The following is a 23,144-nucleotide window of genomic DNA, read 5'->3' on the forward strand; positions in this document are numbered from 1 at the left end:
AACCGGGGAAAAGCAACCCTCTTTCCGGGCGGAAAGAGGGTAGAAGGAGGATTACTTCAGTTCATCAACCATGGTGATGGCGCGACCGATGTAATTCGCCGGAGTCATTTCTTTCAGACGTGTTTTCTCTTCTTCCGGCAGTTCCAGGCTGTCGATAAACTGTTTCATACCTTCAGCATCAACGCGTTTACCACGGGTCAGCTCTTTCAGTTTTTCGTATGGCTTCTCAATGCCGTAACGACGCATTACGGTCTGGATTGGCTCTGCCAGTACTTCCCAGTTGTGATCCAGTTCGTCCAGCAGACGATCGCGGTTCACTTCCAGTTTGCTCACGCCTTTCAGGGTGGACAGGTAAGCGATCAGCGCATAGCCAATACCCACGCCCAGGTTACGCAGAACGGTGGAGTCGGTCAGGTCACGCTGCCAGCGAGAAACCGGCAGTTTGCTCGCCATATGTTGCAGTACGGCGTTTGCCAGGCCCAGGTTGCCTTCGGAGTTTTCGAAGTCAATCGGGTTTACTTTATGCGGCATGGTAGAAGAGCCGATTTCACCCGCGATGGTTTTCTGCTTGAAGTGGTTCAGCGCGATGTAACCCCACACGTCACGATCGAAGTCGATCAGAATGGTGTTGAAACGGGCGATACAATCAAACAGCTCGGCGATGTAGTCGTGCGGCTCGATCTGGGTAGTGTACGGGTTCCACTGGATCCCAAGAGACGTCACGAACTCTTCGCTGAACTGGTGCCAGTCAACTTCAGGGTAGGCGGCGATGTGGGCGTTGTAGTTACCGACCGCACCGTTGATTTTACCCAGAATTTCAACTTGCTCCAGCTGGCGGTACTGGCGTTCCATACGGTACGCCACGTTTGCCATCTCTTTACCCATGGTAGACGGGGTGGCTGGCTGGCCGTGGGTACGGGAAAGCAGCGGAATATCACGATATTCAACGGTCAGGGCTTTCACCGCATCGATGATTTTACGCCAGTAAGGCAGTACCACTTCTTTGCGTGCGGTAGAGAGCATCAGCGCGTGAGACAGGTTGTTGATATCTTCTGATGTGCAGGCGAAGTGAATGAATTCAGACACCGCGTGCAGAGCAGGCACAGCGGCCACTTTCTCTTTCAGGAAATACTCGACCGCTTTCACGTCATGGTTGGTGGTGCGCTCGATGGTTTTAATGCGCGCAGCATCTTCTTCGCTGAAGTCAGCAACGATTTTATCAAGGTAATCGTTTGCCTGGGCGTCAAAAGCAGGAACTTCCTTGATTGCTGCCTGGGCGGCCAGCTTTTGCAGCCAGCGTACTTCAACCTGTACACGGAACTTCAGCAGGCCATATTCGCTGAAGATCCCGCGCAGCGCGCTGACTTTATCGCCGTAGCGTCCGTCGACAGGGGAAACGGCGGTCAGTGAGGATAATTCCATAATTCGCAACTCCGGGAGGTTAACAATGAGCAAGAATTTGTTTTGCCTGAGTTGTCAGGCGATTACGTGAAAACATTAATTGCAGGCGGCCACCACCGACCTGATGCCACAGAACGGCAGCACGAATGCCTGCCAGCAGCGAGGCACGAACCTTCGCCTGTACTTGTGGACTTTGCAGCACGGCAGGGGAGCCGGTTACCTGAATGCGCGGCCCTAGTGGGCTTACCACATCAACATAGATGCCTGCCATGGCGCTCAGGAGGGTTTCAGATTGCAGATCGAAGTGATCGAGCTGACGCTGTAACCCGCCAATGCGGTCGCCGAGGGTATCCAGAGCCCCTTTGGCGGCATTTAATTTTCTTTCCAGGACCATCAGGCTTAACGTGTAACGGGTCAGTTCCGCGTTTAAACCCTGACGGTTGCTGGCGTTGAGTACGCCGAGCAGCGTTTCAAGACCGAGGCGAAGATTGGTTTCACTGCCACCGAAAACACCCAGTGTAGAGCCAGGGTTAAGGTCAATAACGCTGTTCAGTGAAACGTGCAGGGCGTCAGCGTCGCAATGACCCTGATGCGCAAGCTGTTGCACCAGACGGGCTGACTGGCAAATTCCCGCCAGTGCCAGGGTGATGTCGTAATAATTCTTCGCCACACGTTCTCCTTTATGTGTGCAATCGCTGTTAAACAGCGGGCAGCGGCAGGCGCTGTTCGATGATCCCACCACCCAGGCAAACTTCACCGCTATAGAAAACGGCAGACTGACCCGGGGTGACGGCAGCAACAGGTTCGTCGAAACGCACTTCGATGCGATCGTCATCCAGTGCGGTAACAGTGCAAGGAATATCGGTCTGACGGTAGCGTGTTTTTACAGTGCAACGCAGCGTGCCTGTTACCGACTCACGATCCACCCAATGCAACTGCTGGGCGATAAGACCAACAGACATCAGACGCGGGTGATCATGACCCTGAGCCACGATCAGGATATTGTTTTCAACATCTTTGTCGATGACGTACCACGGATCTTCGCTACCTTCTTTGGTACCGCCGATGCCCAGACCTTTACGCTGGCCGAGGGTGTGGTACATCAGGCCCTGATGCTGGCCAATCTCTTCACCGTCAACGGTGACAATTTTACCCGGCTGGGCAGGCAGATAACGACCGAGGAACTCGCGGAATTTACGCTCGCCGATAAAACAGATGCCGGTGGAATCTTTTTTCTTCGCGGTGATGAGATCAAGCTCTTCGGCAATTTTACGCACTTCTGGTTTTTCCAGCTCGCCGACCGGGAACAGGCTCTGGGCAATCTGCTCGTGGCTAAGTGTATAAAGGAAGTAGCTCTGATCTTTGTTGCCATCCAGGCCACGCAGCAGCTGGCTTTTGCCATTCACATCTGCGCGACGCACGTAGTGCCCGGTCGCAATGTAATCTGCGCCCAGATCTTCTGCGGCGAACTCCAGGAAGGCTTTAAATTTGATCTCTTTGTTACACAGAATGTCCGGGTTTGGGGTACGACCGGCTTTGTACTCTTCAAGGAAGAGTTCGAACACGTTGTCCCAGTATTCTGCGGCAAAGTTAACGGTATGCAGTTCGATGCCGAGCTTATCGCACACGGCCTGCGCATCGGCAAGATCCGCTGCGGCCGTGCAGTATTCCTCGCCATCGTCTTCCTCCCAGTTCTTCATGAACAGGCCCTCCACCTTATAGCCCTGTTGTTGCAACAGGTAGGCGGAAACGGAGGAATCGACACCGCCGGACATGCCGACGATCACTTTTTTCTGGCTGTTATCTGACATGGAATACTCACGACATTGAACTTCAAGGCGGCATATTCTATCACGCGCCCCCACCATTGACACCCTCTGTAAACGGCCAGTTAAATTCTGCAACGATCTCTAGCGGTAGACGGTTTCCGTTCTGATAACAACGAATGCTCTCAGCAACCAGCGGTGAACGCAGGTTTGGCGCGTTCAGGATCTCGTCGGCAGTGACCCACAGGCAGCAATCGATATCGTCATCATGCGGTTCAGTGGCGCACGTTTCGTTAAGCTCAATGGCAAATAAGAAGCGCAGGAACGGCGTGCGGTCGGGGGCAATCCACTGATGCAGACGAATGAAATGCTGCGGATCTGCATGAATGCCTGTCTCTTCCCACAGCTCGCGGCGTGCAGCCTCAACCAGCGTTTCGTCCGCTTCAAGATGGCCAGCAGGCTGGTTCCAGAGCGCCTTTCCGTTGATGGTTTCTTCGACGACCAGGAATTTACCCTGCGCGTGCACCACACAGGCAACGGTGACATGAGGTTTAAACATGTTTTCTCCTTAAGGGGCAACATCTCGCCATTCGCCGTTCGCCAGCGTTTCCAGAGTGTAGTTGCCCATGGCGTAGCGAATCAGACGTAGGGTAGGGAAGCCGACGTGTGCGGTCATGCGCCGAACCTGACGGTTGCGGCCTTCATAGAGGGTGATTTTGAGCCAGCTTGTCGGAATCGATTTACGTTCGCGGATGGGCGGGTTACGCGGCCAGAGCCACTCTGGTTCATTCACGCGTTCAATACCTGCCGGCAGGGTTGGGCCGTCGTTCAGCGTGACGCCGCTGCGTAATATTGCCAGCGTCTCGTCATCCGGCTCGCCTTCCACCTGTACGAAGTAAATTTTGCCGGTGCGTTTCCCGGGTTGCGTAAGTTTCGCCTGCAACGCGCCGTCGTTGGTTAAGACCAGAAGACCTTCACTGTCCCGATCCAGACGTCCGGCCGCGTAGACCCCATGAACAGGAATGTAGTCCTTCAACGTGCTGCGCCCGGCTTCATCGGTAAACTGCGGCAAAACATCGTAGGGTTTATTGAACAAAATAACCCGCTTCGGCTGGTTTTCCTGTGGTCTTCTGGCTGGTTGTCGCGAGCTGAATCGCTCAACCCGGTGTTTTGTAAAAGAAGTTTTCTTCATGGTATTTTCAGGCGTTATCAATTGCCGCATTATAGCCTAATAACGAAGACCTTTCATGGCGCAGGACAATCAGGTACTATCGAAAGGCTCATTACAATTTATTAACATAAGATCAGTAACAACCAGAAGCGCTCGAAGGAGAGGTTAATGGAAAGCAAAGTAGTTGTTCCGGCGGAAGGTAAAAAGATCACCCTGCAAAACGGCAAAATTAACGTTCCTCATAATCCGATTATCCCGTTCATCGAAGGTGACGGTATCGGCGTAGACGTTACCCCGGCAATGCTGAAAGTGGTTGATGCCGCTGTTGAGAAAGCCTACAAAGGCGAGCGTAAAATTTCCTGGATGGAAATTTACACCGGTGAAAAATCTACTCAAGTTTATGGCCAGGACGTTTGGCTGCCAGCAGAGACGCTGGACCTGATCCGCGATTACCGTGTTGCTATCAAAGGCCCACTGACTACCCCTGTCGGCGGCGGTATCCGTTCCCTGAACGTGGCTCTGCGTCAGGAACTGGATCTGTATGTGTGTCTGCGTCCTGTGCGTTACTACCAGGGTACCCCAAGCCCGGTGAAACACCCGGAACTGACCGACATGGTTATCTTCCGTGAAAACTCAGAAGACATCTACGCAGGTATCGAATGGAAAGCTGACTCTGCTGACGCAGAAAAAGTGATTAAATTCCTGCGCGAAGAGATGGGCGTGAAGAAAATCCGCTTCCCTGAACATTGCGGTATCGGCATTAAGCCGTGCTCCGAAGACGGGACCAAACGTCTGGTGCGTGCAGCAATCGAATACGCTATCACCAACGACCGTGACTCTGTGACTCTGGTTCACAAAGGCAACATCATGAAGTTCACCGAAGGCGCATTCAAAGACTGGGGCTACCAGTTGGCGACTGAAGAGTTCGGCGGCGAGCTGATCGACGGCGGCCCATGGCAGAAGATTAAGAACCCGAACACCGGCAAAGAGATCATCATTAAAGATGTGATCGCCGATGCGTTCCTGCAACAGATCCTGCTGCGTCCTGCTGAGTACGACGTGATCGCCTGTATGAACCTGAACGGCGACTACATCTCTGACGCCCTGGCGGCGCAGGTTGGCGGTATCGGTATCGCCCCTGGTGCTAACATTGGCGACGAGTGCGCACTGTTCGAAGCGACCCACGGTACTGCGCCTAAATATGCAGGCCAGGACAAAGTGAACCCAGGCTCTATCATCCTGTCCGCAGAAATGATGCTGCGCCACATGGAATGGTTCGAAGCTGCAGACCTGATCGTTAAAGGTATGGAAGGCGCGATCAACGCGAAAACCGTAACCTATGACTTCGAGCGTCTGATGGAAGGCGCTAAGCTGCTGAAATGTTCAGAGTTTGGCGACGCGATTATCGCGAACATGTAATCCAGACTCTAGGTTAAACAAGAACGGGAGCCAATGGGTTCCCGTTTTTATTATTAGTTTTCGAACGGTTATCAAAAATTTATCAAAACAGATTGTCAAAACCCTCTCTTAATCAGATGTTATTCCCTATTATTTCCGCATTTGCCATAACAATTTACCGCACGGCATATAAGTTACTATAAGCATATAGTATGTATTTGCGTGTTGTACTTCCCAAACTACCAAAAATATAAACAAACTTGGTTGTCATATCCTTATACTCCTTTATCTGGGAATGGCTGGTTCGTGTTGCCATCCTTAGTCAATATGCAAAAATATACATTTTATTGTGCTATTAAAACTTTTGCTTGCGTATTTATATGCTGGTAACACAATTTTATCTCTGTATATTTAAGAGAAATTTTTGGAGGAACTATGCATAAAATTAAGCTTGCAGTTGCGTTTCTTTTTATTTGCGTTTTTACCACGACTGTATCTGCTAGTAATTCAATGTCTATGAATTATGCGATAGGCAAGGAGAATGGGGCAGAAAATATGCATGGAATGAATGTGATGTTTAAACACGATATGAATAATTTTGCACTTGTCGCATCAGGTACTTATATACAGAGTACCAGCGGTTCTGGAGATTCATATTTAAAAAACAAATATGCATCTATTATGCCGGGGATAGCATTTAACATCACACAAGATATAAATTTATATGGGCTTGCTGGTCTTTCTTCTGGTTCAAAAATGAAACCTAATCAAAGTCATGAGATTTACGGAGTTGCTTTTGGTGCTGGTTTTTTTTACAACTTAACAGACAGCATTCAATTAAATTCAGGATATGAATTGGGTATTGTTGATAACAAAGAAATAGATACTTTCATCATTGGGATAGGATATTTATTCTGACTATCAAGGTGAATAAAATGATTTCTAAAAAATTACTAAGAATATACGTTATTACTGACAATTATTTTTTATATCACGGCATCAGGGAACTCATTGAAGATTCAAAAGTATTTGAATCTTATACATACAACGTTGAACAAACGACAAAACTTCCAACACTTATTTTTTATCATAAGTATCATACTCAAGACGTTATTATTACAGATAACTTTTTACATTGTTATGCAGTTTCAAAATACAGACCAGAAAAAACTTTGATTTTGCCATGTAATTATGACCTGGATAAATATATTGAATGTTTTAATGATTTAACAAACCAAAATGAATTTCATGATATGCTTCATTTTAAAAAGCTATCATCAAAAGAGACTCTTTTGTTCACTTTATTTTCTGAAGGAACAACAGATGATAACATTGCAATTATGCTTAACATAACAAAAAAGACAATAAGCTCTCATCGGCGTAATATTTTGCAAAAGTTAAATTTAAAGAATAGACATGAACTTTATATGTATGCTCTGGCAAGGTAATGACTCCAACTTATTGATAGTGTTTTATGTTCAGATAATGCCCGATGACTTTGTCATGCAGCTCCACCGATTTTGAGAACGACAGCGACTTCCGTCCCAGCCGTGCCAGGTGCTGCCTCAGATTCAGGTTATGCCGCTCAATTCGCTGCGTATATCGCTTGCTGATTACGTGCAGCTTTCCCTTCAGGCGGGATTCATACAGCGGCCAGCCATCCGTCATCCATATCACCACGTCAAAGGGTGACAGCAGGCTCATAAGACGCCCCAGCGTCGCCATAGTGCGTTCACCGAATACGTGCGCAACAACCGTCTTCCGGAGCCTGTCATACGCGTAAAACAGCCAGCGCTGGCGCGATTTAGCCCCGACGTATCCCCACTGTTCGTCCATTTCCGCGCAGACGATGACGTCACTGCCCGGCTGTATGCGCGAGGTTACCGACTGCGGCCTGAGTTTTTTAAATGGCGGAAAATCGTGTTGAGGCCAACGCCCATAATGCGGGCGGTTGCCCGGCATCCAACGCCATTCATGGCCATATCAATGATTTTCTGGTGCGTACCGGGTTGAGAAGCGGTGTAAGTGAACTGCAGTTGCCATGTTTTACGGCAGTGAGAGCAGAGATAGCGCTGATGTCCGGCGGTGCTTTTGCCGTTACGCACCACCCCGTCAGTAGCTGAACAGGAGGGACAGCTGATAGAAACAGAAGCCACTGGAGCACCTCAAAAACACCATCATACACTAAATCAGTAAGTTGGCAGCATCACCCTCTGGCAACAAAGGAAGGGCTGTATGAACATGTATAATATAATATCTATTGTATCGATAATGGTATTGATTCCATTCTCAATTTATTGTCTTTATGCTAATTATCGCATAAATGAAAAGAAGAGAATTGCATCAGAAACAACACCATTATGGCGAAAGATTTTCCTGCCCCCTAAATGATTAATATTTTAGCGGTAGATTTTTAATGTTTAAAAGCTTCCCTCTGTGAATTTTAATATATCCACCATCGTTGAGATCTTTTAGAACTTTATTTAAGGAACTACGAGAGATTGTACTTCTGGATAAAATGAATTTGAAAACTGAAATTTGAGATCTTTCATTCTCTGGTAACTCCCATATAGCTTCTAAGTTGTTTTTTATAATGTCGTAGGCATTTTTTGATGAAAATCGTTGATCTCTTTTGAAAAAGTTTGAAGCTATTTCACAAGTCATTAAGAAAAAATGCTTCCACAAATTATTACTATCAGCCAGGCAGTTCAGTTCTATAGTTGGAATTGCTGTAAATGTTGCATCTGTTGAAGCTCGAAAATAATGGTAATCATTCTTTTCGAACATGAAAACTATCCCTAGAATATAAGGTGCATATACAGTGAAAATTAAAATATCGTCTGTTTTTCTATAGATATCCACTCTACCTTCGGTGAGAAAGTAAACATGTGGTTTATTATTAAGTGTGCTGTGTATTCGTTGTCCATTTGACGCATAAACGCGTATAAATTTGTTAGATCCCTCAATAATCTCTAAGATATGGTCAAACATGATTTAATGCCTCTGCTATTATTTTCATTCTTAAAGTTTGATGTCAGGCAATCATATGATCTTTTTAGGAGATGACAAGTTTAAATTTAAATATGTTTTTGTGTAATTATACATAATTTATTTGTTTTTTTTATTATTTAAATTTCCAACAGTTAGTGCCGGGTTCGTTAAAAATTATCAACCTATCATTCTTAATAGTCGTTTGGATGTAGATTTTGTGTTAGTTGAGCGTTTTGTATGATACTAATAACTTATGTTATAACTAATCGTAATATATGAATTATATACTAATGTTTACCTTGGTTGAGTATTGCTAAAAAAACCTGCAATTCTATATTTTGCTATGCGTATTACCAGGCCACTCATTCTGTTTTAACTTATGTTGATTTTAAATTGAGTGTTAAAAAGAGGGTTGAATATGTTGCTTCTACTTTCTTGTATTGTCTTATTGATACTGATACCAGTAGTTGCTGGGCAATAAAGGAACTGACTCGGGAACTCTGGAACCGGCAGTACGACGAGCACGGCAGACGGCTGTGGCTGGAATGGATGACGATGGCAAAAGATGTTGGCATTCCCCTACTGACAAGCGCTGCACGGACGTTACGTAAACGACTCTACGGGATCTTGAATGCAATGAAGCACCGGGTTTCAAACGGTAGCGCCGAATCGCTGAACAGGAAAATACGGTTGCTCAGAATCAAGTCCAGATGATACCGGAATAAAGAACGTTTCAAAGTAGCAGTAATGTTCCATTATGGTCGGCTCAATATGAGCTATTGAGCCGATGCATGGTCAGAACATATTTTCCAGAAACTCGGCCTTCATAGTGGCTTCGAATGGTATTATTTCAGCTTTAGCGATATTTAACTTTTGGAAGGGATCCTGGCTGAGGCGTTCTTCCAATGATTCAATACTGTCGCACTTTGCGATAATGACACCGCCATTACGGGGAACTCTCCTTCCTGAGGCCAAAAACACACCATCTGAGTAGCCTTTTTTAAGCCATTCAACATGTTCTGAAATTTGAGAGTCAACTTCTTCTAGTGGCTTTACATAAGTTAAAACAACAACATAAATGATGCTCATTTTATAATCCCTGTAAAAGGAAGGTGTTAAAAATGGTATCACTCTGTAAGGTAAGGATAAAGTAACCCTGTGACTTTCTACCATGATCGGGGAAGAACCATATGAATACAGTATTTTGTGATGTGTTATATGCCGAGACCACACGAGATAAGGGCTGCATTCATCGAGGCAATACAGCTCAACCCAAAAGGCTACCGCTATCTCAGCACGGAAAGCTTCATTGCCAGACTGAGGGAGAAGAACTGGCACTTTAGCCAGGCTGATGCTAACCAGTGGATTGAACATTATCAGCCAGACTATGCCGACAAGACCATTGACGGCAGCGAAAACTGCTACTGGATCCTGCGCAACATGGAGAGGGTATTGTGATGGGATTTTTTCAAAGCTAAGTTCAGATATCCGGGATGGGGCAAAGCTGAGATGTCCGCTCTGTGCCAGGAGCGGACATTGAGAACAAGAGTCTTAATTGGTCAACGGGGAGCAGGTCAGCGGTTGTTGTCAATGCCAGGCTTCAAAGTTATAAATATTGCATTCACAATGGTAGGGATTCTACACATGAAAAAACAATTGTTACTGCTTATATTGCTCGTCACTTCCCAATCGTGGGCAAATCAACCCTCCCCAGGGGAGCAAGCGAAACAAATGGCTGAAGCAGCATGTCTATACCAATACAATGTCATCTACGCTCGCTTTACTTTGGGTTTTTCTGAGGAAAAAGCAATTCAAGCATCGTCTCAAATACTAACTAATTATTTGGAGAGTCATAAAGAAAATGCAGGGGATTTTTTTCTCTCCTCGATTCGTAGAAGCACAATTGCACAATTACGGGAGTTAGAAGTAAATAAAGCGGTAGTACAGCAACTAAGAACTCCCCCATCAGATTTTAAAGATAATTTTTTATCCTCTTGTAATGAAATGAAAAAAAAGCAATTGGAAACTATGCATGTTTTTGGTTAAATCCACCATACATGCTGATGCGCTTATTTTGCGGCCATCGCATTTGTTACTTTTAAGCGTCGCGCATAGCATATTTCGCGGCGCTTCAGGCGGTCCGCCCCGTGCCATGAGCGGACGAATGCCTTCAGTATTTCTTTTTTTTTCGGACCGCTAAGCAGTTTTGCTGCTGACGAATGCTTTCAAGAGCTTCCCTGCTATGTGAATGTGCCGAATCACCTCATCTCGTGCTTTCCCGGCGTTACGCTCCTGACAAGCCGCTAAAATGGCAGCATGATCGTCCTGAAACGCCTGGGTTTTAGCGAGCAGCTGCCGCTGTAGATATTCATAGCGCTCAATCTGATTGCGGGAATCATTAATCAGCATCAGCAAACGTTGATTTTTGCATCCACTATAAAGAAGGTCATGAAATTCACGGTTCAATACACCCTGGTTTTCAAAATCGGCCGTAGAAGCAAGCAAGGAGTGCGCCAGTTCAGCTCTTGCCAGAGTATCCTCATTCAGAGCCTTTACAGCATGAAAAATAGCCTCACCTTCCAGTAATGCCCGAAGTTGGTATATCTCGTCCAGATCGTCTACGGAAAGGGTCCTGACTACTGCACCACGATTTCTATAAATATCAACCAGGCCATCATGCTCCAGCTGTCTGATGGCCTCTCTCATGGGTATGCGGCTAACAGAAAAATGGGCAGCAAGATCCCTTTCGACAAGTCTGTCGCCGTCACGAAGGGTTCCGTTATTAATCAATTTTCTTAGCTCAATAGCGAGCAGGTCTGCAGTGGATTGGCTGGTCAGGTTCATCATTTACTCCATAAACTCATGGAATAATGGTATACCATTTGATATATTGAGTCTAGTTACTCGGAGTTAAATTCCTTAACATCAAGAAAATCAATAAGTTTTACTCATCAGGAGATCGGGCATGGGCAAGCGTGAGCATCATTATCAGGTGAATATTGAGTGGAAAGGAAATACAGGGAGAGGTACTGAATCTTATAAAGCCTATGATCGCAATTATGAAATAACATCAGGTTCAAAATCTGTCATTTTGGGATCATCAGACCCGGCTTTTCTTGGCGATGCCGCTCGCTGGAATCCGGAAGATCTTCTTGTTGCCTCGGCATCAGCCTGCCACAAACTATGGTATCTGCACTTATGCGCCGAAGCGGGAATAAGCGTCTATTCGTATATTGACCGGGCTGAAGGCACAATGCTTGAAGGGGAAAAAGGGTGCTTCACTGGAATTTGTCTTAAACCTGAAATAACTCTCCGAAAAGGTGATGATATTGAACGTGCTTTGCATCTTCATCACCGTGCGCATGAACTTTGTTTTATTGCCAACTCACTGAATTTCCAGATCTCCTGCCAGCCAGTCATAACCCACAGTGTAGATTAAATACCAGAAGAAGTTCATTAGGCCGTTAGAGGCGGCACAGGTAGGTCTGATAATTCTCGACGTCCGCTCCGTGCCAGCAGCGGTGTGGTTCTCCTACTCTCCCGACCGCAAAGGTATCCACCCGCAGCGACATCTGGCGGACTACAACGGTATCCTGCAGGCCGATGCGTACGCGGGTTACAACGCCCTCTATGAAATTGGGCGGGTAACCGAAGCGGCCTGCATGGGCATGTCCGACGCAAGATCCACGATGTACATGTTCGCCATCCAACGGCAGTAACAACAGAGGCGCTCAGCCGTATCGGGGTGCTGTATGCTATCGAATTGGGGAACGACAATAGCCTGTGTGAAAACGCGCTCCGTGTGGTTACGTTGGGATGCCGTAACTACATGTTCTTCGGCTCTGATGGTGGTGGCAGTGCGGCAGCGATGTACAGTCTGATCTCAACGGCATCGAGCCGGAAACGTGGCTACGTCACGTCATCAACATCTGGTCCGCCAACCGGCTGAAAGAGTTACTGCCATGGAACGTCACCCTCTCTGTAAACTAATTTTTACCCTACGTCCTTGGTGGGGAGCTTACCAATGCCGGGTATTATTGAAAATAAGTGTTTATGGATAGCGATACACGTCAGCCAGTGTCAAGTAAGAGGATATGAATCTCGGTCAGATACATCGGGAACATACCCCCACCATATAGGTGGCAGGGGTTAATAATAATGTCAGCCGGTCTGCCCGCGAATAACATAGCGGACTCATGTCGCTATTTTTTAGGAGTGATTTTCGTCACTGAACCTGTTTGAGCTTTATCCCCGGCAGTTCCATACATGGACACCAGATAAACGGCACCATCAGTCGCGGCGGTGAGGTGGTTTGGCGTTTCGTCCATCGGGATATTAGCGACCAGTTTACCGTCCTTGTCCAGAACAGCAACGGTTCCGCCTGCACGGGTGGCGGCGAAAACCTGCGACGTCACAGGATCCCAGACGACAGATACGCCCCCGGCACCAATGTAAGTATCAGCGAGAACCTTGCCTTCCGCATCAAGAACCACGACATTGTTCGTCTCCTGGGAAACGACGTAAAGACGGCCGCTCTCCGGATCGCGAGCGATGTCGGTTGCGCCTTGCGCCTCAGGTACCTTCACCGTCGTGCTCTTGCCCGTTTTAAGATCAATCCAACCTACCCATGGCGTATCGCGGCTGACGCCATAGAGTTTCCCACCAGCACTATCGAGGGCAAGATCGGTATTGTTAAAGAGGTTTTTGCCACGCTCCACCACGAACTCAAGTTGACCGATGTGTTCCAGCGTTTTTGTGTCATATACCTCGATAAAACCGGTCAACGCCGCGCTGACATAGGCCCGATTGTGGGCTTCATCAACAATCACATCGCGTGGATGTGCGACAGATCCCTCGGGAAAGACTTTCACAACGGAAAGGGTCTTGGCGTCATAGACGGTCACCGTCTCGGCAAGCGTGTTCGTCGTCCAGACATGATGATGGACATTATCAACACCGACGCCGAAGACGCCAATCTGCCCACCCTTTTTGTCTTTAGGCAGCGTAGCCTCCGCTTCGACAGCCAGCGTTGCGGCATTCAGCCTCATCAGGCGGCTACCATCCTTCGGGCCGCGTGCAGAGGTCACGAACAACTTCCCGTCGGCCGAAACTGCCGACTGATAAGCCCGCTCGCCGACGGAAACGTGTTGCAGCCTGAAAGCCTCGGTGTTTTTCGGGGGAACAACCTGGGATAATTTCAGCATGACCTGCGAAACGCTCGCGGGATTTTGCGTGATCACAGTGAGTGGATGAAGACCTGTAGCAGCATCGGCCGGAACGTTTAGCGGAATAGTAAGGTTTCCCTTCTCGTCAGCGGTCAGTGGTTTCGGTGTCAGGACTTCAGCGCCATTCAGCACGGTGACGGTCGCCCCCGCCTGCAGGCTCTTAATCGTTATAACCGTTTTATCTCCGGGCTTAACAGGAATTTCCCGTGATCCGGCACGGACACTTCCCGGAAAGGTGGTGCTGGCGGCTACCCATTGGCTATCGGCGTATGCCGTTGTGGCGGTTGACATCGCAATAGTGGAGGCCAGCAACATTGAACGGACTGAAATTCTTCTCATCTTATCTCCATAAACTGTATTGATGCTGCATCTCAATGCAGCCAGACGTTATTCCCCACGCACTGAGTCTTACCTTCCGCCATGAGAAATATGTCTTGTTATAAGCGCAATCAACATACCATACAGATGAAAATAATTATCATTACTGTTTTTAGTGATATCTTAAATGCAGGGGGAGTTTGATGTAAGCGGATGAACGAGCTGGAGATTTTTCGGTTAGGGCGGCAGTGTGCCAGAAGCTGAAGTGACTAACAACAAACTGTGTTAATCAACAGGGAACGGGTAAGAGTGTGAAAGCGCCGAAGAGTACCCACAGTACATTGGTGTATCATGCGCAGTTTTTAGTACCTCATTCTACGTTCTGGAATAGTGGCTCCGGTAGTATCGGCGGGGTAGAGTCTTCATAGCGCAGCCAGTTCTGCCACTGGTTATGAATCCTTAATTCAATCAGAGCTATTTCACGATCAGCAGCTTTAATCCCCTGAATGCTACCTCCCTGCCACTCTACACCAGTAGCATTTGATGCCGTATCAATCAGAATGTCCCACGCCTTATTTTCTGCCTCAAAGGCATTAAGGGTCTGCTCATCCCGTGTTGCCAAAATGCGCTGACGTGCTGCGCTTACATACTTCGCTTCGACAGACTTAACTGCATCACGTTTTGTGCCCATACAATCATTCATATCAATGGTGGTCTGCTGGGGATTGTCAGGGCAAGCTATCTCAAAAGTTTCGGCATTATCTTTGAGTACACTGCCTGGCAGCGGAACTTCGGCATGACCTTGTAAACCGTATCCTAATAAAATAGCTAGCGGTATCAGGCGATAGTGTAGTTGAGACATATTGGGAAGTTATTAAAGATTATTGTTATATCGACAGTAGCACATCTCGAATGCAAAGAGCACCCTGCCTGGGTAATTTCTGAATGAGGACCGAAGTTTTCAAAGTTACCTCCATTTAGCAGCAAAGTGGTTATCAAAACTCTACGTAAACCATACAAAATCAGCTAGTTATGAAGAAGGTAAAAATCATTGAGATAGTTGCCTGTGAACCATTAAATCCAATCGACTAATCTTGATTACTAAAACTACTGCTGCGCCATATGGAATGGTTCGAAGCCGCAGACCTGATTGTTAAAGGTATGGAAGGCGCTAAGCTGCTGAAATGTTCAGAGTTTGGCGATGCGATTATCGCGAACATGTAATCCAGACTCTGGGTTAAACAAGAACGGGAGCCGATGGGTTCCCGTTTTTTTTCGTGTCGTTTATCTGTAAGAAGCAGGCGTTTACCCTTAAGATGCGCACTGCAGAACCCGCTAATCGCCAGACGAGAGACAAGATGAACAACGACATCCCCCTGAAATACTACGACATCGTAGACGAGTATTCGACTGAGGCCGCTGAGACGGTGAGCGAGGCAGAGCGTGACTCGCTTGCTAACTATTTCCAGCTGCTGCTCACCCGTTTAATGAACAACGAAGAAATCAGCGAAGAAGCGCAGCAAGAGATGGCCAGTGAAGCTGGCATTAATGCGTTGCGCATTGATGATATCGCCAACTTCCTGAATCAATGGGGTAACGAGTAACGGAAAAAGCGCCGTGCCGTACTCTTAAAACGTTTTGCCCTGATGTTTTGCTATGCAGCTCAGCATGACGCTATCGGACCACATGCATTTTTTTCGTACCACGTGCGAAGAGGGCTGTTCGACGAACAGGGCGAACATAAGCGTCAGGAAAAAGAGTATCAAGGGAACCGCTGAAGATAGTTTCACGTTTTTACCAAATGAGTGATTTTGCCAGGCTAATCTACAGCCTGAATATGACGGCTTTATTGTTGGAATATGAAATACAAACGCCTGAGTTAGACAACCTCTACAGCTCAACCAACTTAGAAACGCTGGCGATTTGGCGTGAGAGTATAGATACGGGTAACCTGATACAAGCGTATTATGCACCTCAGAAGTTTGCTCTGGCGACAGGTTTTCAGCCGCAGATGTCCGGGGGCATTGAATTGCTGTTCAGTGAACGACAGTCTTTGACCCGAAAATTCTGCTGCAGCCCTTCGCCAGACTTTTTGCGAAGAAGTCCTTAACCCCCCATGAAAGACGAGCTACTGTTGCGCCACGCACACACCGTTACCCGCGCCATTCTTGCATACGACTTTGCTGCGCTATGGGGCGGAACGTTTACCTGTGTCCCTGAGGTTGTTCTTTCTTGAGCACGGATCACAGCGTTACGGAGAGGTTGCAGTGCGCATCAATAACAACTGGACGCGTTGTTATCCCGTTACGCTAGCGACTGGGGGAGTTGACTGAGCCTGTGAGGATTTTCGACAGTTCGTTTCGGCTGAGTGATTTTGAAAAATACCAGCCCTGGATCAGCGAATCACGGTAGCGTGAAGAGGGTAATGACTCCAACTTATTGATAGTGTTTTATGTTCAGATAATGCCCGATGACTTTGTCATGCAGCTCCACCGATTTTGAGAACGACAGCGACTTCCGTCCCAGCCGTGCCAGGTGCTGCCTCAGATTCAGGTTATGCCGCTCAATTCGCTGCGTATATCGCTTGCTGATTACGTGCAGCTTTCCCTTCAGGCGGGATTCATACAGCGGCCAGCCATCCGTCATCCATATCACCACGTCAAAGGGTGACAGCAGGCTCATAAGACGCCCCAGCGTCGCCATAGTGCGTTCACCGAATACGTGCGCAACAACCGTCTTCCGGAGCCTGTCATACGCGTAAAACAGCCAGCGCTGGCGCGATTTAGCCCCGACGTATCCCCACTGTTCGTCCATTTCCGCGCAGACGATGACGTCACTGCCCGGCTGTATGCGCGAGGTTACCGACTGCGGCCTGAGTTTTTTAAATGGCGGAAAATCGTGTTGAGGCCAACGCCCATAATGCGGGCGGTTGCCCGGCATCCAACGCCATTCATGGCCATATCAATGATTTTCTGGTGCGTACCGGGTTGAGAAGCGGTGTAAGTGAACTGCAGTTGCCATGTTTTACGGCAGTGAGAGCAGAGATAGCGCTGATGTCCGGCGGTGCTTTTGCCGTTACGCACCACCCCGTCAGTAGCTGAACAGGAGGGACAGCTGATAGAAACAGAAGCCACTGGAGCACCTCAAAAACACCATCATACACTAAATCAGTAAGTTGGCAGCATCACCGGGTTTGCCATATGTCTAATTGAAATTATTAGTTCTGATGGGTATTCTTCCATCTAAAAACAGGAGTGATCATGCGCATTAAATCCATTCCATCCCCAAATGCTAAAAAGAGTTCTCGGAAAAAAAACGCCGGGACGGCCTCTGTTTCTACTCCACTTTTTGGTCCCCATAGTGTTAGGCCTGTTGGTGATAGTCCTGAAAGTATCGCTCGGGAAAATGCAACAAAATTGCGTGAGCGAAATTTCAGAAAAATTGCTGAGACTCTCTACAAATCTGGTGTCATAACATTGGTCACATTTGATAGAGAGTGCTCTGCAGTAGGAAAAGACAGGAAGTATTTACGACATATCTTTTCTCTCCTTTTGGCCGAAAAGGTCAAGGCTAAGAAAAAGAAGCTTGCCTCCAAAAGCAAGAAGAAAAACTAAACTCTCTTTTTTGGTGTTTTCCTTGCAGCTAATCATTCTTGGCCCCCAGAACGTTCTGAATCTCTTCGTCTATTTCATCGTTGGTTGGGTCTTCGTTCATAAGTCGCGAGCCTCTTTGTGAGCCTGTTCCAGCACTTCAGCAAAGGCCTTAACATCATCACGAACTTGTCGTAACTCCAGAACGGCAACCTGAACTGCATACGCGAACATAGCAGTAGAGCGGTCACCTGATTTTTCACTGTCGCGCTGCATATTGACTGCAACAGTCATCAGTTCATCCAACTGTTCACCGGTCATTGGTTTATTGGTGGTCATGATGGGCATCCTGTTGCAATTTATGTTGCTTAACGAAGTGGGCCACGGCTTTTGACTGGCTGGTAACAACCCCGTTAAGGGTTACGTTTTTGCCGCGGTAGATTTGAGCGGTGCCGATTTCAACGCCGCCGAGGCTGACGTGAAGAGTTTTCCCGCGCACTTCAGTGGAAGGTATTGGCTGTGACAGGCGGTAGGTTTCACGGGCATCTGTGATCGCTTTGTGCTCGTCGATAATCGACAGGGCTTCAGCCAGGGCAGCACCTTCAAGAGTGAAAACCCCCTCATCACTGATTGCAGCCTGGGCCATCAGCTCGACGAAACGGCGCGCGTTCTTGATGCTGAGTTCTGGAGCGATAGAGCTGCGGGTAACTTTCGTTTTGCCCTGTGCGGCGGCTACTGCTTTGTCATGCTGGAGAACTTCACCGGCCTGTTCGCCATACTCACGAACGCGGTCAACGGCTACATCAACAGACACTGCACCTGATTTAACTTCCTGCTGTACGTCATGGTTTGCTGTACTGAGGAGTAACAACTTCTCGACGGTGGCCACAGACTTATTAACCAGCTTTGCGATCTCGCTGGTGGTCTGGTTGAAAGCGTTATGCAGCTCCTGAATAACCGCTGCCTGTTCCATATCGGAGAGAGGAAGCTGGTTGTTACTGGTCATGATGCGGGCCAGGCGCTGAACATCGTTACCGTTAAACGGCATGATGTGGATTCGGTCTACTGGCTTGCCAGCTTCTGCGCAGCGCGCATAGCAACGGCGGCGGCGGTGGCCTTCAACAACCCAGACACCACCTTCATCACGGGCGATAACTTCCAGTGGAGGAACGGAACCACCATTCATCAGGTAGTTAAACAGTTCATCATCAGCCTGGCGGGTGCGCTCGTCGTCTTCACGTTTGTTGAAGCCTTCACGCACATGGATATCGGACAGGGCGATAAACATCCCGGTGTCGGTACGCTTAATGCTCCCGTCACGGGTCATCTGTTTGAATGAGTTAGCCATCAGAGAACTGCCTCGTTTTTCTGAGCAAAGACAACTTGCGGCAGTTCACGTAGTTCGCGCTGCGCTTCCAGTGAATGCACATTAGTTGGCGTCTTTGTGTGGCGTTCTTCGAGGCGGTCACACTCCTTTGCCCAGCTAACGACATCATCACGAAGGGTAGTGTTCTGGTCGGACAGTTCTTTGCGCTGAGCCATCGCTTCGCAAAGTGCTACGCTGGTGATGTCGAGACGGTTGGCAAGCTCATTCATAAGCTGAGATGATGCAATTGGCAGGAACTTCGCTGCGGTACGTGCCGCGTCAATCAGTTGTTCCCTGGTCATACGTGGTTGTAACTCGGTGACGTTCTGTGTGTTCGTCATGGATAGTTTCTCCGTGTTATAAGCGCTCTGCACAGCGCTGAATTAATGACCTTACTACTTAGAAGAGGCCGCCTTGGTTTTTAGGGGCGGTGCGTTTTCTCCGGGTGACTTCAGCTTTTGAAACCTGTTTGTCTGCCCAGGCTTTCGCATGCCGCATCACATCATCGAAAATCGCGCCTTTCTTGCTGGCTTGCGACATGCGCTTATATAAATCAAGCGCTTGCCATGCCCCCCCCCCTGAGCCACCGAAGAGGAAAAGCCTTGTTTAATCAGCTGTTCTCTCACGTTCTTCTCAATAAATTCGAGGTGGTTCATCAGTCCTCCAGTGGAAATATCCGCTGAATTTTGGTTGCACGAATCCCTCGCCAGATGGCGACAAAAAATAAAAGGATTTCGTTTTAGTAAGCACCCAACCAGGGCACTTAGTGAAACGGGCGGCTGCAACCGCCTGTTAGCTTCTCCACAATTGGGAGCGCGTTCTCCTGAGGTTGATTTAACGACTGAGGCCTCTCAAGGAACGGGCTGAACGCGCTTTCAGTTGTGAAAAGGGGCGGTCGACATTAAGGACATTCACAACTGCCGACCGCCAAGACTACACACAGCATTTCATACAGTTACTACGGGTTACCGCGCTGGCTACGCGATAGGGTGAAAATCTTCGAGTGCAACTAATCCATAGCCGCCATTTCCATAGCACTCTTTCATACGTCTAATTTCAGCAACATCGGTACTTTCATAACCCATGCGCTCACGTTCATTTTTCAGTGTTTCGATAGCTTCACTTTCGCTGTTCGCACAATTGACAGTGCTAACCCAACCATTGCTAAGCTTGATGTCATAAGCGGCCATGCTTACTCCTTAAAACAGCCATCATTAGATGTTGTGGCGGTGGTGCCTCCACCTGCCGGTTAAGCCATTACCAGCGACGTCACACTATCAAGAGCGCATTCATTAAAAAGTTGAATGGTTTGGCTTCGTCACGTGCGCATAGCCGCATTACCACAACTGGGAGCTCACTCCAGTTTGTTTCACACCTGTCATCCACAACTGATGGTTTAAGGAGTGCGCTTTCATGTTGTGTGCCTGTCTTTTCACCACTTCAGGCTCAGTGGATCCTGCTATTCCCCAACAACAAGGATTCGGTTAATCTGGATATCCCCAACAATGCAAAGGAAAATGTATGAACAAGAATCTATACAGTCTATTTCTTGAGCATCAGGAAAAGATTGCCAGCACCCGTGGAATTAAGATCAGTGGTGTGGTTGACGCGCATGAAATCAATAAAGTCGAATCGAGAGCAACATTTTTGACGTTGCTTGATGCCAGGTTATTTGAGCACCGTAAAAAATACGCTACGCCTTTTAATAACCTTTCGGGAAGGCTCGGGCTTGAACACCTGATATTGATTAAACACCACTGGACGCCAGAACAAATCCGTAAGTTAACATTTACTGATTTACTACTTGCAATTCAGGATGAGCTTACCTATCAAAATTCAACCGATGATACAAAAGCCTTCCTTGATCACCGCTACTGGGACTCGATGATTAATCACTTTGAAGATTTTATTGATGGGGAATGGGATCCTGAACTTGCCGCTCGATATTTAAGGTGGCGTCCAGCGATAGACAACTAATCATGTCATCGTACCTGGCTATTAAGGATTGTGATTCCTGCCGGTATCCCTGCAATTCTGAAAGCTGGTCAATCGCAGCCAGCTTTTTTCTCATCCATTCAATTATCTGCTCGTCTGAACAACCATTTGCGATGATTGTTGGTTCGCTATTACTCATAAAGTTCACTCCATCTATGAGGTGAACATTGTTGGGGAATCCAGATTGTTAAAGAGCAAGGCGTCCTAATGGCGCTTTTTTGTTATCTGCGAATCATCCGGTTATTCGTATGCCACCGGCGGCTACTTCGTGGGCGTCCTGCCTGTTCGCTGTTGATGAATGAAATCTAACTTAACTTAGTTTTAAGGTCAAGGATAAACACCAAACTTTTCTTAGTTTAGTGTTTTGAGGAGGCAGGGAACTTAGATTTCGTACTGAACGCCTTTAACGACGCCAATAATAAGGCAGTTACCGTTGATCGGTATGTTGGGGTAGCGAGGATTTAGTGGGACTAAAAATTTCTGCGGGCCATCAATGACAAGTTTTTTAACAGTCGCTTCGTTAGTGCCATCAATACGCGCAACAACAATCTTCCCATGAAGGGGTTCGACATCTGGATCAACAATAACGGTAGCCCCTTCAGGGATTGTTGGGAGGCCATTTGGATTGGTCATTGAATCCCCTTTGACCTCTAAAGCGAACGAGCTATCCCCAATGCGAAGTGATGTCTCAACCCATTTATCGACATCGCTGAACAAATCAGCAGTTTTACATTCCGTAAACTGCCCAGCTTGAACCCAGGAGATCACTGGCACACGCCGCATTTTAGTTATGAGGGCACCTTCAAACTCGGTACCGTAAAGAATGTAATCTATTGATGTATTGAAAAATTTCGCCAGCTTAACCAGCGATTCACCGTTTGGGGTATTCACATCCTTTTCCCAATAACCGACCGCTACGTCACTAACCCCGCAGAATTTACCCAGTTCTTTTTGAGAGGTTCTTGTAACCCTACGTAGGGCTTTAATGCGCTGACCAACCGTTTCCATGAAAGCACCAAATTTAAAAAAGACTAAGTAATCTTAGTTTTTATTGACCAAAGTTAGATTGGTTATTAATATCTAACCTAACTTAGCTAAGGAGGCTTCATGACAACCGACGAGATTGAACAACATTTCGGCAGCACTGAAAAAGTTGCCGAATTTTTTGGCATCACCAGCGAGGCCGTTTACCAGTGGCGTAACCGCCCAGGACGCTTAATACCAAAAGGACGAGCTGCTGAAGCTGCATATCGAACCGCTGGTGAACTGGAATTCAACCCAGAACGTTATGGCAAGAATACATCACCAAACGATCAGAAATAACCACAGAGATAAGGGGTTAACCGTGGGTATAAAACCTGAATGGAAAGTTGAAAAGCAGCCAGCCTGGCTGGTGTCTGCAATCAGAAAGACGATCGCCGCTTTGCCTGGTGGGTACGCGGAAGCAGCGGAGATTCTGGATGAAACCCAGAACTCTCTTTTTAACCGTCTACGTGCTGGTGGTGATCAGATTTTCCCAATGGGCTGGGCGATGGTGTTACAGAGCGCAGCTGGCGTGAGTTATATCGCAGACGCGTTCTCTCGTGAAACCGATAACGGAACTCATGTTCCTGGTGCTGTGCCAGATGACGAGAACGAAGAGATTGGACTGAGGCTGGCTGAGTTGGTCGGTCGTCTTGGTGATCTTGTTAACGCATACCGCCATTACATCGAAGACGGCGTGGTTGACAGGGGTGAGTGGCAGAGCCTTAACGATATCGCATATCAATTCAGGGTCACTCTGATGACGTTCCTGAATCTGATTTCCCGTGTTTATTGTCTGCCAGAAATGAGTGAGGCCCGCGAGTGTGCAGCTCCGGGCCCCTTGGCGTGTCGATTCAGTGGAGAAACTAACGCATGAACAGTGTAACGGTAAACAACCGT

30 protein-coding genes and 3 pseudogenes are annotated in these 23,144 nt (G+C 47.6%); 15 read left to right on the forward strand and 18 right to left on the reverse strand.

The window, feature by feature from the left end; genetic code table 11:
- Nucleotides 1–51 precede the first annotated feature (51 nt).
- From purB to rluE, 5 genes are read right to left on the reverse strand one after another with little or no spacing between them, the layout of a single operon-like run.
- Nucleotides 52–1,422, reverse strand: coding sequence for an adenylosuccinate lyase (gene purB, locus HV107_RS20185; RefSeq protein WP_182060556.1), 1,371 nt, complete (start codon nt 1,420–1,422; stop codon nt 52–54).
- Nucleotides 1,423–1,441: 19 nt separating this feature from the next.
- Nucleotides 1,442–2,071: a high frequency lysogenization protein HflD gene (gene hflD, locus HV107_RS20190; RefSeq protein WP_014069825.1), complete on the reverse strand. Its 630-nt coding sequence runs from the start codon at nt 2,069–2,071 to the stop codon at nt 1,442–1,444.
- Between the two features lie 28 nt (nt 2,072–2,099).
- Nucleotides 2,100–3,212 carry a tRNA 2-thiouridine(34) synthase MnmA gene (gene mnmA, locus HV107_RS20195; RefSeq protein WP_182060557.1) on the reverse strand — a complete coding sequence of 371 codons (1,113 nt, stop codon included), beginning with the start codon at nt 3,210–3,212 and terminating at the stop codon, nt 2,100–2,102.
- A 40-nt stretch (nt 3,213–3,252) separates the two neighbouring features.
- The gene (locus tag HV107_RS20200; protein ID WP_182060558.1) at nt 3,253–3,726 is read right to left on the reverse strand and encodes an NUDIX hydrolase; all 474 of its coding nucleotides are present in this window, start codon (nt 3,724–3,726) and stop codon (nt 3,253–3,255) included.
- A 9-nt stretch (nt 3,727–3,735) separates the two neighbouring features.
- On the reverse strand, nt 3,736–4,389 hold the full coding sequence (rluE, locus tag HV107_RS20205) for a 23S rRNA pseudouridine(2457) synthase RluE (RefSeq protein ID WP_182060559.1): 654 nt from the start codon (nt 4,387–4,389) through the stop codon (nt 3,736–3,738).
- 117 nt (nt 4,390–4,506) lie between these two features.
- Between rluE and icd the strand changes: the two genes are divergently transcribed.
- From icd to HV107_RS20220, 3 genes are all read left to right on the forward strand, one after another.
- Nucleotides 4,507–5,757, forward strand: a complete 1,251-nt coding sequence (icd, locus tag HV107_RS20210; protein ID WP_063142859.1) for an NADP-dependent isocitrate dehydrogenase — start codon at nt 4,507–4,509, stop codon at nt 5,755–5,757.
- Between the two features lie 414 nt (nt 5,758–6,171).
- Nucleotides 6,172–6,654 carry an outer membrane beta-barrel protein gene (locus tag HV107_RS20215; protein ID WP_182060560.1) on the forward strand — a complete coding sequence of 161 codons (483 nt, stop codon included), beginning with the start codon at nt 6,172–6,174 and terminating at the stop codon, nt 6,652–6,654.
- 17 nt (nt 6,655–6,671) lie between these two features.
- Nucleotides 6,672–7,184, forward strand: a complete 513-nt coding sequence (locus tag HV107_RS20220) for a response regulator transcription factor (RefSeq protein ID WP_182060561.1) — start codon at nt 6,672–6,674, stop codon at nt 7,182–7,184.
- Nucleotides 7,185–7,194: 10 nt separating this feature from the next.
- On the opposite strand, the gene HV107_RS20225 is transcribed toward HV107_RS20220, so the two are convergent.
- Both HV107_RS20225 and HV107_RS20230 read right to left on the reverse strand, forming a co-directional pair.
- Nucleotides 7,195–7,892, reverse strand: a protein-coding gene (locus tag HV107_RS20225) for an IS1-like element IS1B family transposase (protein WP_095033700.1) whose coding sequence is annotated in 2 segments (ribosomal slippage) — nt 7,195–7,643 and nt 7,643–7,892 — 699 coding nt in all. Because the reading frame shifts where the segments join, the coding sequence is not laid out codon by codon here.
- Nucleotides 7,893–8,127: 235 nt separating this feature from the next.
- Nucleotides 8,128–8,727: a helix-turn-helix domain-containing protein gene (locus HV107_RS20230; protein ID WP_182060562.1), complete on the reverse strand. Its 600-nt coding sequence runs from the start codon at nt 8,725–8,727 to the stop codon at nt 8,128–8,130.
- A gap of 456 nt (nt 8,728–9,183) precedes the next feature.
- Between HV107_RS20230 and HV107_RS20235 the strand changes: the two are divergent.
- Nucleotides 9,184–9,510, forward strand: a pseudogene (locus HV107_RS20235) (transposase); the annotation flags it as partial.
- Nucleotides 9,511–9,522: 12 nt separating this feature from the next.
- On the opposite strand, the gene HV107_RS20240 reads toward HV107_RS20235, so the two are convergent.
- On the reverse strand, nt 9,523–9,816 hold the full coding sequence (locus HV107_RS20240) for a YciI family protein (protein ID WP_182060563.1): 294 nt from the start codon (nt 9,814–9,816) through the stop codon (nt 9,523–9,525).
- A 129-nt stretch (nt 9,817–9,945) separates the two neighbouring features.
- Between HV107_RS20240 and HV107_RS20245 the strand changes: the two genes are divergently transcribed.
- Together HV107_RS20245 and HV107_RS20250 are read left to right on the forward strand one after the other, a co-directional pair.
- Nucleotides 9,946–10,185, forward strand: coding sequence for a hypothetical protein (locus HV107_RS20245; RefSeq protein ID WP_182060564.1), 240 nt, complete (start codon nt 9,946–9,948; stop codon nt 10,183–10,185).
- Nucleotides 10,186–10,371: 186 nt separating this feature from the next.
- Complete coding sequence (locus tag HV107_RS20250; RefSeq protein WP_182060565.1) at nt 10,372–10,773, forward strand: hypothetical protein; 402 nt, start codon at nt 10,372–10,374, stop codon at nt 10,771–10,773.
- A 150-nt stretch (nt 10,774–10,923) separates the two neighbouring features.
- Here the strand turns inward: HV107_RS20250 and HV107_RS20255 are convergent, their stop codons facing one another.
- The gene (locus HV107_RS20255) at nt 10,924–11,574 is read right to left on the reverse strand and encodes a GntR family transcriptional regulator (RefSeq protein WP_259349644.1); all 651 of its coding nucleotides are present in this window, start codon (nt 11,572–11,574) and stop codon (nt 10,924–10,926) included.
- Nucleotides 11,575–11,692: 118 nt separating this feature from the next.
- Here HV107_RS20255 and HV107_RS20260 point away from each other — a divergent pair, with 118 nt between their 5' ends.
- Together HV107_RS20260 and HV107_RS20265 are read left to right on the forward strand one after the other, a co-directional pair.
- Nucleotides 11,693–12,166, forward strand: coding sequence for an OsmC family protein (locus tag HV107_RS20260; RefSeq protein ID WP_182060566.1), 474 nt, complete (start codon nt 11,693–11,695; stop codon nt 12,164–12,166).
- A gap of 79 nt (nt 12,167–12,245) precedes the next feature.
- A pseudogene (locus tag HV107_RS20265) lies at nt 12,246–12,717 on the forward strand (transposase); the annotation flags it as partial.
- 212 nt (nt 12,718–12,929) lie between these two features.
- Here HV107_RS20265 and HV107_RS20270 read toward each other — a convergent pair.
- Both HV107_RS20270 and HV107_RS20275 read right to left on the reverse strand, forming a co-directional pair.
- Entirely contained in the window at nt 12,930–14,291 is a 1,362-nt protein-coding gene (locus HV107_RS20270; RefSeq protein WP_182060567.1) for a YncE family protein, read from the reverse strand.
- A gap of 349 nt (nt 14,292–14,640) precedes the next feature.
- Nucleotides 14,641–15,132: a lysozyme inhibitor LprI family protein gene (locus HV107_RS20275; RefSeq protein ID WP_182060568.1), complete on the reverse strand. Its 492-nt coding sequence runs from the start codon at nt 15,130–15,132 to the stop codon at nt 14,641–14,643.
- Between the two features lie 242 nt (nt 15,133–15,374).
- Here HV107_RS20275 and HV107_RS27365 point away from each other — a divergent pair.
- From HV107_RS27365 to HV107_RS27370, 3 genes and pseudogenes are all read left to right on the forward strand, one after another.
- A pseudogene (locus tag HV107_RS27365) lies at nt 15,375–15,494 on the forward strand (hypothetical protein); the annotation flags it as partial.
- 134 nt (nt 15,495–15,628) lie between these two features.
- The gene (locus tag HV107_RS20280; protein WP_182060569.1) at nt 15,629–15,874 is read left to right on the forward strand and encodes a YmjA family protein; all 246 of its coding nucleotides are present in this window, start codon (nt 15,629–15,631) and stop codon (nt 15,872–15,874) included.
- Nucleotides 15,875–16,071: 197 nt separating this feature from the next.
- Entirely contained in the window at nt 16,072–16,380 is a 309-nt protein-coding gene (locus tag HV107_RS27370) for a hypothetical protein (protein ID WP_259349645.1), read from the forward strand.
- Nucleotides 16,381–16,706: 326 nt separating this feature from the next.
- Here HV107_RS27370 and HV107_RS20290 read toward each other — a convergent pair.
- Nucleotides 16,707–17,404 (reverse strand): IS1-like element IS1B family transposase gene (locus HV107_RS20290; RefSeq protein ID WP_095033700.1). Its coding sequence is split into 2 segments (ribosomal slippage): nt 16,707–17,155 and nt 17,155–17,404, totalling 699 coding nucleotides; the frame shifts between segments, so codons are not numbered across the junction.
- Between the two features lie 126 nt (nt 17,405–17,530).
- Between HV107_RS20290 and HV107_RS20295 the strand changes: the two genes are divergently transcribed.
- Nucleotides 17,531–17,884: a hypothetical protein gene (locus HV107_RS20295; protein WP_182060570.1), complete on the forward strand. Its 354-nt coding sequence runs from the start codon at nt 17,531–17,533 to the stop codon at nt 17,882–17,884.
- 96 nt (nt 17,885–17,980) lie between these two features.
- Here the strand turns inward: HV107_RS20295 and HV107_RS20300 are convergent, their stop codons facing one another.
- The 5 genes from HV107_RS20300 to HV107_RS20320 form a co-directional block, all read right to left on the reverse strand.
- Nucleotides 17,981–18,199, reverse strand: coding sequence for a hypothetical protein (locus tag HV107_RS20300; RefSeq protein ID WP_182063600.1), 219 nt, complete (start codon nt 18,197–18,199; stop codon nt 17,981–17,983).
- Entirely contained in the window at nt 18,186–19,208 is a 1,023-nt protein-coding gene (locus HV107_RS20305; RefSeq protein WP_182060571.1) for a chromosome partitioning protein ParB, read from the reverse strand. The genes HV107_RS20300 and HV107_RS20305 overlap by 14 nt, the downstream gene beginning before the upstream one ends.
- Nucleotides 19,208–19,567, reverse strand: coding sequence for a hypothetical protein (locus tag HV107_RS20310; RefSeq protein ID WP_182060572.1), 360 nt, complete (start codon nt 19,565–19,567; stop codon nt 19,208–19,210). Before HV107_RS20310 ends, HV107_RS20305 begins: the two co-directional genes overlap by 1 nt.
- Before the next feature lie 156 nt (nt 19,568–19,723).
- Nucleotides 19,724–19,882, reverse strand: coding sequence for a hypothetical protein (locus tag HV107_RS27375; RefSeq protein ID WP_259349646.1), 159 nt, complete (start codon nt 19,880–19,882; stop codon nt 19,724–19,726).
- 321 nt (nt 19,883–20,203) lie between these two features.
- On the reverse strand, nt 20,204–20,416 hold the full coding sequence (locus HV107_RS20320) for a hypothetical protein (RefSeq protein WP_182060573.1): 213 nt from the start codon (nt 20,414–20,416) through the stop codon (nt 20,204–20,206).
- A gap of 331 nt (nt 20,417–20,747) precedes the next feature.
- On the opposite strand from HV107_RS20320, the gene HV107_RS20325 reads away from it, so the two are divergent.
- Nucleotides 20,748–21,203, forward strand: a complete 456-nt coding sequence (locus HV107_RS20325) for a hypothetical protein (RefSeq protein WP_182060574.1) — start codon at nt 20,748–20,750, stop codon at nt 21,201–21,203.
- A gap of 399 nt (nt 21,204–21,602) precedes the next feature.
- Here HV107_RS20325 and HV107_RS20330 read toward each other — a convergent pair whose 3' ends face one another.
- Nucleotides 21,603–22,229, reverse strand: a complete 627-nt coding sequence (locus HV107_RS20330; protein WP_182060575.1) for a LexA family transcriptional regulator — start codon at nt 22,227–22,229, stop codon at nt 21,603–21,605.
- 99 nt (nt 22,230–22,328) lie between these two features.
- Here HV107_RS20330 and HV107_RS20335 point away from each other — a divergent pair, with 99 nt between their 5' ends.
- Together HV107_RS20335 and HV107_RS20340 are read left to right on the forward strand one after the other, a co-directional pair.
- The gene (locus tag HV107_RS20335; protein ID WP_001515606.1) at nt 22,329–22,544 is read left to right on the forward strand and encodes a Cro/CI family transcriptional regulator; all 216 of its coding nucleotides are present in this window, start codon (nt 22,329–22,331) and stop codon (nt 22,542–22,544) included.
- Nucleotides 22,545–22,566: 22 nt separating this feature from the next.
- On the forward strand, nt 22,567–23,121 hold the full coding sequence (locus tag HV107_RS20340) for a YmfL family putative regulatory protein (protein ID WP_182060576.1): 555 nt from the start codon (nt 22,567–22,569) through the stop codon (nt 23,119–23,121).
- The last annotated feature ends 23 nt before the right edge of the window (nt 23,122–23,144 follow it).

This window comes from Enterobacter sp. RHBSTW-00175, from assembly GCF_013927005.1.
Taxonomy (GTDB): domain Bacteria; phylum Pseudomonadota; class Gammaproteobacteria; order Enterobacterales; family Enterobacteriaceae; genus Enterobacter.